Source organism: Mycobacterium sp. 94-17 (assembly GCF_035617725.1).
Lineage (GTDB): Bacteria > Actinomycetota > Actinomycetes > Mycobacteriales > Mycobacteriaceae > Mycobacterium.
In genome coordinates, this window is sequence record NZ_JAPIYN010000004.1 from 1 (window position 1) to 8,724 (window position 8,724).

General features: G+C 69.3%; 9 protein-coding genes. 2 read left to right on the forward strand and 7 right to left on the reverse strand.

From position 1 onward, the window contains the following. From OQ789_RS06200 to rimP, 4 genes are all read right to left on the reverse strand, one after another. The coding region (locus OQ789_RS06200) for a translation initiation factor IF-2 N-terminal domain-containing protein (protein WP_324684269.1) at nucleotides 1-630 on the reverse strand (630 nt) is incomplete at its 3' end. A 75-nt stretch (nucleotides 631-705) separates the two neighbouring features. Beyond that, on the reverse strand, nucleotides 706-1,074 hold the full coding sequence (locus tag OQ789_RS06205) for a YlxR family protein (RefSeq protein ID WP_324684270.1): 369 nt from the start codon (nucleotides 1,072-1,074) through the stop codon (nucleotides 706-708). 72 nt (nucleotides 1,075-1,146) lie between these two features. Continuing rightward, nucleotides 1,147-2,193 (reverse strand): transcription termination factor NusA, encoded by a 1,047-nt coding sequence (gene nusA / locus OQ789_RS06210; protein ID WP_324684272.1) that lies wholly within the window; start codon nucleotides 2,191-2,193, stop codon nucleotides 1,147-1,149. Next, nucleotides 2,193-2,732: a ribosome maturation factor RimP gene (rimP, locus tag OQ789_RS06215; protein ID WP_324684274.1), complete on the reverse strand. Its 540-nt coding sequence runs from the start codon at nucleotides 2,730-2,732 to the stop codon at nucleotides 2,193-2,195. The genes nusA and rimP overlap by 1 nt, the downstream gene beginning before the upstream one ends. A gap of 228 nt (nucleotides 2,733-2,960) precedes the next feature. Between rimP and OQ789_RS06220 the strand changes: the two genes are divergently transcribed. After that, a complete protein-coding gene (locus tag OQ789_RS06220; RefSeq protein ID WP_324684275.1) occupies nucleotides 2,961-3,500 on the forward strand; it encodes a hypothetical protein in 540 nt (179 codons plus the stop codon). Continuing rightward, nucleotides 3,497-3,943 (forward strand): ferritin-like domain-containing protein, encoded by a 447-nt coding sequence (locus OQ789_RS06225; protein ID WP_324684276.1) that lies wholly within the window; start codon nucleotides 3,497-3,499, stop codon nucleotides 3,941-3,943. The genes OQ789_RS06220 and OQ789_RS06225 overlap by 4 nt, the downstream gene beginning before the upstream one ends. An 11-nt stretch (nucleotides 3,944-3,954) precedes the next feature. Here the strand turns inward: OQ789_RS06225 and OQ789_RS06230 are convergent, their stop codons facing one another. The 3 genes from OQ789_RS06230 to cobA form a co-directional block, all read right to left on the reverse strand. Then, on the reverse strand, nucleotides 3,955-5,712 hold the full coding sequence (locus OQ789_RS06230) for a proline--tRNA ligase (RefSeq protein WP_324684659.1): 1,758 nt from the start codon (nucleotides 5,710-5,712) through the stop codon (nucleotides 3,955-3,957). 105 nt (nucleotides 5,713-5,817) lie between these two features. Next, on the reverse strand, nucleotides 5,818-7,434 hold the full coding sequence (locus OQ789_RS06235) for an MFS transporter (protein ID WP_324684277.1): 1,617 nt from the start codon (nucleotides 7,432-7,434) through the stop codon (nucleotides 5,818-5,820). Nucleotides 7,435-7,467: 33 nt separating this feature from the next. Next, nucleotides 7,468-8,673, reverse strand: coding sequence for a uroporphyrinogen-III C-methyltransferase (cobA, locus tag OQ789_RS06240; RefSeq protein WP_420716053.1), 1,206 nt, complete (start codon nucleotides 8,671-8,673; stop codon nucleotides 7,468-7,470). Nucleotides 8,674-8,724 lie beyond the last annotated feature (51 nt).

Below are 8,724 nucleotides of genomic sequence, written 5' to 3' on the forward strand. Positions count from 1 at the left end.
CATGTTGCCCGGCGAAGCGCCGCCGGGACGCGGCGCGCCCGGCCGGGGCGCGCCGGGGCGCGGCGCCTGCGGGCGCGGGATGGGCCGGTCGACGGGCTGCGCCGACGAGAAAGGGTTGTTGCCAACGCGCGGGGCGCGGGGCTTGGGCATCGGGCCCGGACGCGGGCCCGGCGTCATACCGGGGCGCGGCGCCTGGCCGGGGGGCGCGGGCGGATTCGGCTGCCCCGGAGACGGCGCGGACGGCCGGGCGGGAGCCGGGCCCGGGCGGGCCGGGGCGTCGGCGGGCGTCGCCGCGGAGGCCTGCGGGGCGGCGGGCGCGGCGGGTGTAGCCGTCGCTTCACCGTTGCCGCCCACGCTGCCGATGGCGCTGTCGAGGGCCCTGTCGAGCGACGTGTTGGGGGCCTTCGCGGCGGGCGCCTTGGCGTCCCCCTTTGCCGCGGCTTTCGCTGGGGCCTTCTCGGCGGCCTTGCCGCCTCCGAAGGACTCGCGCAGCCGGCGAGCGACGGGCGCTTCTACCGTCGACGACGCGGATTTGACGAATTCGCCCTGATCATTCAGCCGGGCGAGAACTTCCTTGCTGGTAACACCGAGTTCCTTGGCCAACTCGTGTACGCGGGCCTTACCTGCCACTACATCTCCTGTCTATGAGGCGACAGTCGTGGGGCCGCGCCTCGGGTTTAGCTATGACGCATTGTCATCGGGACTTCACGGTGTGCTCATGTTCTTAGCTACCTGTTCTGTTGCCGTGCGGTCGGGCGCACAGAGCGACTCTATGTGCTCGACCACCGCGGATGTATCCGGTGACCCGGTGATGCGCAGCGTTTTGGTGAAAGCCCGCCGCCGGATTGCCTGTTGCGCGCACTGCGGCCCGGGATGCAGCCACGCACCCCGCCCCGGCAGGCTGTGGGCTGTGTCGACGACGACGGCGAAGTCGTTCCCCGTCGGCACAGCCACCACTCGAAGCAGCTCGGCGGCCAGCTCTCGCTTCCGGCACCCGACACATGTCCGTACGGGTCCACCCGCATGACGGTGTGCTCTTCTGGTTTCGGGATCCGAAAGTTCGTGCTGGATCACGGCTCAGTCTAGCGTCACCGAATCGATGGTCAGAACCACCCGAGGGTGCGGGGGTATACCCCGGTCGGGCCGCTACCGGTCGTGGGCCATTCCGTGGGTGGCGCCGTGTTCGGAATGGCTGTCCTCATGCCCTCCGGGCGAGTCGCCGCGGATGTCGATGCGCCACCCGGTGAGCCGGGCGGCCAGTCGCGCGTTCTGGCCTTCCTTCCCGATGGCCAGCGACAGCTGGAAGTCGGGTACCACCACCCGGGCGGCGCGGGCCGCCTGATCGATGATCGAGACCGACACCACCTTGGCCGGCGACAGCGCGTTGGCGACGAAGTGGGCGGGGTCCTCGTCGTAGTCGATGATGTCGATCTTCTCGCCGGAGAGCTCGCTCATCACGTTGCGGACCCGCTGCCCCATCGGGCCGATGCAGGCGCCTTTGGCGTTCAGGCCCGCGACGTTGGACTTCACCGCGATCTTCGAACGATGGCCGGCCTCCCTGGCCACGGCGACGATCTCCACCGATTCGTCGGCGATCTCGGGGACCTCCAGCGAGAACAACTTGCGGACCAGGTTGGGATGGGTCCTCGACAGGGTGATCAGCGGCTCCCGGGATCCGCGGGTCACCCCGATCACGTAGCACCGCACGCGGTTGCCGTGCTCGTAGCCTTCGCCGGGCACCTGTTCGGCCGCCGGGATCACGCCCTCGGAGGCTTTCGTCTCGGTGCCCATCCGCACCACGACCAGGCCGCGCGCGTTAGCCCGGCTGTCACGCTGGATGACACCCGCGACGATCTCGCCCTCCCGGGTGGAGAACTCGCCGTAGGTCCGCTCGTTTTCCGCGTCGCGGAAGCGCTGCAGCATGACCTGGCGGGCTGTGGTCGCGGCGATGCGCCCGAAACCCTCGGGGGTGTCGTCCCACTCGCTGATGACGTTGTCGTCTTCGTCGGTCTCCCGGGCCATTACCCGGACGACTCCCGTCTTGCGGTCGATTTCGATCCGCGCGTCGTTCTGGTGGCCTTCGGTGTGCCGGTAGGCGGTGAGCAGCGCCGACTTGATCGTCTCGAGCAGCTCGTTGACCGAGATGCCCCGGTCCACCTCGATGGCGTGCAGTGCGGCCATGTCGATGTTCATCAGCGCCGCTCCTTCTCATCGCTACGCTCCGCGTGACCCAGACTCGCCAGCTCCAGCTCCGCCTGGCTGGGAGGCGAAAACTCCACCTGGACAACGGCTTTCGCGATATCACCGAGGGGAATGTCACGGACCACCCAGTCCCGGCCGGCGCGGACCACCAGCGCGACCGCATCATCGGTCGTCGCACCGACCCGGCCGGTGAGCGTGGATCCGTCCGCCAGGGCGACGTCGACCTTGCGGCCGCGGGCCCGGCGGAAGTGCTTGGCGCTGGTCAGCGGGCGCTCCACGCCGGGCGAGGAGACCTCGAGCACGTAGTGGTCACTGATGGTGTCCAGGCCGTCGAGCAGTACCGATGCCGAGCGGGACAGCGTGGCCGCCGCGTCCAGGTCCAGGCCGGTATCGCCGTCGGCGATCACGGTGATTCGCGGCGGGTGGGTCCGGGCGTTGATGACCACGTCTTCGATCTCGAAGCCGGCGCGCGCGAATTGTCCACCGAGTAGCTCGATAACCTGCGTCTGCGACGGTAGCCCGGTGGTCACGGCGAGCTCCTCATCTTGAGTTGTCCAGTCATCTGGCGGATGTCGGCGCCCCGATGGCACAGCAGGCGGCTTCCGGTGTCCCGACGAAGAAACATCCGTGCCGGCCGTCGCCGCCAGTGGTTGCCCTCCGCCAGAACCAGCCTTCCACGATACGCCAGGAATCGCGGTTGACGAGGTGATCGCGTCCTGGCGTCGTGCCCGCCACCGCCCCGATGGCAGGATGTCCTTGTGCCTAGCGCAGTTCCGTTCGTCAACAGGCGAGACGTCCTCGGCGGTGGGGTGGCGTTGGCCGCGCTTGCCGCGGTGGCGACCGCCTGCGGCAAGCCGGCGCCCAAGCCCCCGCCCGTCGAGCAGCTGCTGGGGCCGTTGGATCAGGCCCGCCACGACAGCACGCTGGCGGGCGCCGCCGCCACGGCCGTCGGGAACCCGCCGCAGGTCGCCGCCGCGCTGACGGTGGTGGCGAACCAGCGCGCGTCGCATGCCCGCGCGCTGTCCGCGGAGATCTCGCGCGCCGCGGGCAAGCTCGCCACGTCCCCCACCAGCTCGTCGAGCGAAACGCCCGGCCCGAGCCCCGCCCAACCGGCCGGGCCGCCGCCGCCCCCGCCGCCGGTGTCGGACGTGATCGGAGCGTTGCAGGCCTCGGCCGACAGCGCGAGTCGCCTGGTGGGCACCGAGTCGGGCTACCGGGCCGGGCTGCTCGCCTCGATCGCCGCTTCCTGCACCGCGTCGTACACGGTCGCGCTGGTGCCCGGGGGTCCGTCGATATGACGTCCGGCAAAGACGCCGACAACACGGCGCTGTGCGACGCGCTGGCCATCGAGCACTCGACGATCTACGGCTACGGCATCGTGTCCGCGCTGTCGCCGCCAAGCGTGAACGACATGGTGGTGGAGGCGCTCGCGCAGCACCGCCAGCGCCGCGACGACGTCATCGCGATGCTCAACGCCCGCAAGGTCACCGCGCCGGTCGCCGCGGCCGGCTACCAGCTGCCCATGGTGGTCGGGGGCCCGGCCGACGCGGCGCGGCTGGCCGCGCGGATGGAGAACGACGGCGCGGGCGCGTGGCGCGTGGTCGCCGAGCATGCGGAGACGGGCGAGGATCGCGCGTTCGCCGCCACGGCCCTGGTGCAGAGCGCGGTGATGGCCGCCCGGTGGAACCGTGTGCTGGGTGCCTGGCCGATCACGACGAGCTTCCCCGGCGGCAGCGACTGACCGCTCAGCGACTAACCGCTCAGCGCCGCCGCGATGTCGGTGGCCAGCGAGGGACCGGTCGCCAGTTCGCGGGTCTGACCGCCGAACCGGTCGCGCAGCTCGACCACGCCGTCGGCCCAGCCCCGTCCCACCACGACGATCCACGGCACGCCGAGCAGTTCGGCGTCCTTGAACTTCACGCCGGGTGAGGCCTGGCGGTCATCAAGCAGCACTTCGATGCCCAACCGGTCCAGGTCGGCGGCCAGGTTCGTGGCTCCGGCGCGGGCCTCGCCGTCCTTGTTCGCGATCACCAGATGGACGTCGAACGGTGCGACCGACGACGGCCAGCGCAGGCCCAGCTCGTCGTGGTGCTGCTCGGCGATGACAGCCACCATCCGGGATACCCCAAGACCGTAGGAGCCCATGGTCAGGCGCACCGGCTTGCCGTCCTCGCCGAGCACGTCGACGGTGAAGGCGTCGGTGTATTTGCGGCCGAGCTGGAAGATGTGCGCGACCTCGATACCGCGCGCCGAGACCAAAGGGCCCGCGCCGTCCGGGGAGGGGTCACCGTCGCGCACCTCGGCGGCCTCGATAGTGCCGTCGGCGGTGAAATCCCGGCCCGCGACCAGCCCGACCACGTGCCGTCCGGACTCGTCGGCGCCGGTGATCCAGCTGGTGCCGTCCACCACCCGGGGGTCTACCAGGAAGCGAACACCGTTGTCCTGCAACGCTTGCGGACCGATATACCCCTTCACCAGGAATGGATACCTGGCGAAGTCGGCGTCGTCGAGCATCGCGTATTCGGCCGGTTCCAGCGCCGCGCCCAGCCGCTTGTCGTCGACCTCACGGTCCCCCGGCACTCCGATGGCCATCAACTCCCACTCCCCGCCGGGCTGGCGCACCTTGAGCAGGATGTTCTTCAACGTGTCGGCCGCGGTGACGGTGCGGCCCAGGTTCGCCTGGTTAGCCCAGTCCACCAGGGTGGCGATGGTCGGGGTGTCGCCGGTGTCGTGGACCACCGCCTCGGGCAGCCCGGCAATGACTTCCGCGGGCCGCGCCTCCGGACGCGCGGTGATGACGGCCTCGACGTTGGCCGCATATCCGGATTCCAGGCACCGCACGAAAGTGTCCTCGCCGACGGCGCTTTCGGCGAGGAACTCCTCGGAGGCGCTGCCGCCCATGGCGCCCGACACCGCGGAGACGATCACATAGCGCACCTGCAGGCGCGCGAAGATGCGCTGGTAGGCCTCGCGATGCGCGTGGTAGGCGGCCTTGAGTCCGGCGTCGTCGATGTCGAACGAATACGAGTCCTTCATCAAAAACTCGCGCACCCGCAGGATGCCGGCCCGCGGCCGCGCCTCGTCGCGATATTTGTTCTGGATCTGATACAGCAGGACCGGAAAGTCTTTGTAGGAGCTGTATTCGCCCTTGACGGTCAGCGTGAACAACTCTTCGTGCGTGGGGCCCAGCAGGTAGTCGTTGCCGCGGCGGTCTTGCATCCGGAACACGGAGTCGCCGTACTCGGTCCACCGGTTCGTCGTCTCGTACGGCGCGCGGGGCAGCAGGGCGGGGAACAAGATCTCTTGCCCGCCAATGGCATTCATCTCGTCACGGACGATTCGCTCGATCTTGCGCAGCACTCGCAGTCCCAGCGGCAGCCAGCTGTACAGTCCGGGCGCGACGGGCCGGATGTAGCCGGCCCGGATCAACAGCTTGTGGCTGGCGACTTCGGCGTCGGCGGGATCGTCGCGCAGGGTGCGCAGAAACAACTGGGACATCCGGGTGATCACAGCGGGCCAGCCTACTTGGCGGCCGGCTGCGTCGAGCGTCACACCAGCGCGACGTTGGGCGCCGAACGGCACACCAGCGCGATGTTGGGCGGATTAAACGCCGAGCTACAGCTCCCCGGCGTCGATCGCTTCCTTGACCTCTTGCGCGTGCGCGACCTGGTCGGGGGTGTAGCCGATCAGCAGCGCCGCGGCGCCGACGATGACGGCCACGCCGGCCACCCACAGCAACCCGTAGGTGTACCCGTGGTCAAGCGCGGACAGCTGCGCATCGTTCATGAATTTCACCGGGCCGGTGGTGCCGCCCAGATACAGCGTGCGCGAGGTGATCACGGCCTGAATGACGGCCAGCACCAACGGCCCGCCCAGGCTCTGCAGCATCAGCGTGACCGCGGACACCGGGCCGATCTGGTCGAAGCCCACGCCGGCGATGGCCGACAGCGTCAGCGGGACGACGGCCATGCCGATGCCGATCCCACCGACCACGATGGGCAGCACCAGGTTGGGGAAGTACGCGACGCCGCGGTGCATGAATGCCCAGCCGTACAGCATCGCCCAGAACAGCAGGATCCCGCCGCCGATGGTCAGCACCCGCGGCGAGAACCGCGACACCAGCTGCGAGGAGACCCCGAGCCCGATTCCCATCGCGATGACGAACGGGATGAAGCCGATGCCGGCGTGCAGCGCGCTGTAGCCGAGGATGTCCTGCACGTACAGGCCGATGCACACGGTCAGGCTGAACATCAGCCCGCCGGCCAGGAAGATGGCGATGAAGGTGACCAGCCGATTGCGGTCACGGAAGAGGTCGAACGGGACGACGGGATTCTCGGCCGTGCGCTCCACGATGACGAACGCCAGCGCGGCACCCAGCGCCACCACGCCCGACCCGATGGTGGTGATCGAGATCCAGCCCTTTTCCGGGCCCATCGAGAAGGCGAACACGGCCGCGGTGCACGTCAGCGTGGCCAGCATGGCGCCGGTGGCATCGAGTTTCATCCGCTCGCGGTTGGTCTCGCGCAGCGCGGTGCGGGCCAGGTACATCATCACCAGGCCGATCGGCACGTTGACCAGGAACGCCAGCCGCCACGACACCTCGGTGAGCGCACCGCCGACCACCAGGCCCATCACCGACCCGACGGCCGTCATCGCGGCGAACACGGCCGTCGCGAAGTTGCGGGCCGGGCCCTTGGGGAAGGTGGTCGCCACCAGAGCGAGTCCGGTCGGTGAGGCGATGGCCGACCCGACGCCCTGCGACAGCCGGGCGATGACCATGGTCGCCTCGTCCCACGCGACCGCGCACAGCACAGAAGAGATGGTGAACAGCGCTACACCGACGATGAAGGTGCGCTTTCGCCCGATGGTGTCGCCCAGTCGACCGCCCAGCAGCATCAGCCCGCCGAACGTCAGCACGTAGGCGGTGATCACCCAGCTGCGGCCGGCGTCGCTCAGGCTGAGCTCGTTCTGGATCTTGGGGAGCGCGACGATCGCGACGGTGCTGTCCATCGTCGCGAGCAGTTGCATACCGCCGATCGCGATCACGGCCGCGATGAAGCGCCGAGAGGGCAGCCACGCCGGGTAGTACTTGCTGAGGCGATTCGGCGCGGTCTCCGCGGGGAGCTTGGAGGCGGTCTCCGCCGAGAGCGCAGCGCTCACCGGGGCCGGACGATCGGGGCGCGCCGAGGCAAGTTCTTGCACCGCGCGCTCTGCATCGTTGAGAGCCGTCATAAAGGGTTACCTTACAGTAATCTTAAGAAGCGTTTAAAGCCCGAAGGCCGCCACAGCACCGATCACGATGATCGCGGGAGGTCGAATACCCTCCGCGCGGATCTTTTCCGGCGTGTCGACGAGGGTCGCCCGCAAAGTGTGTTGAGCGGCCGTCGTTCCGTGCTGAACCACAAGCACCGGAGTATCCGCAGGTCGGCCGCCTTTCATAAGCGCTTCGGCGAAAAGTTCGATGCGTTCGACCGCCATCAGCAAAACAATCGTGCCCGTCATTGCGGCTAATGCATCCCAATTCACTAACGATTCGGGATGCCCGGGCGGGAGGTGGCCGCTGACCACCACAAACTCGTGGTTGATGGCCCGATGGGTGACCGGAACTCCCGCCAGCGCTGGCACTCCTATGGCACTCGTCACACCTGGCACCACCGCCACCGGAATCCCGGCCTCGGCGCACGCCAGCACCTCTTCATAGCCGCGGGCGAACACGAAGGGGTCGCCGCCTTTGAGGCGCACCACGAAGCTGCCGGCGCGGGCGCGTTCGATCATGACGTCGTTGATGGCGTCCTGGGCCATCGCCCGCCCGTACGGGATCTTGGCGGCGTCGATGACTTCGACGTGCGGGGGCAACTCGGCGAGCAGTTCCGGCGGCGCGAGGCGGTCGGCGACGACGACGTCGGCCTGGGCCAGCAGGCGCCGGCCCCGCACGGTGATCAGTTCGGGGTCCCCGGGGCCGCCCCCGATCAGCGCGACGCCCCCCTTGACGACGTCGGAGCTCACCGCGCTGTCGGTCGTGATGAGCCCGGTTTGCAGGGCCTCGCGGATGGCCGAGCGGATCGCCGCCGACCGGCGGTGGTCGCCTCCGGCCAGAACGCCGACGGACAGCCCGGCGTAGTCGAAAGACGCCGGGGTTACCGCGGTTCCCTCGACGGCGACGTCGGCCCGGACGCAGAAGATGCGGCGGCTTTCGGCCTCGGCGACCACCGCCTCGTTCACGTGCGGGTCGTCGGTGGCAGCGATTGCGTACCAGGCTCCGTCGAGGTCACCGCCGCGATATTCGCGCAATGCCAGGGTGATTCCCGTCATCGCCTCGACGGACCGGGTGGCGCTGCGGGAGATGACGTGGACGTCGGCGCCGCTGGCGATGAGCAACGGCAGCCGGCGCTGGGCCACCGTGCCGCCGCCGACCACGACGACCTTTTTGCCGGCCAGCCGGAGCCCGACGAGGTAGGCGCTCTCGGTCACCGGGCAAGCCTAGTGGCGACCGCCAGCGCGGCGAAGCCGGGCGGAGCGGGT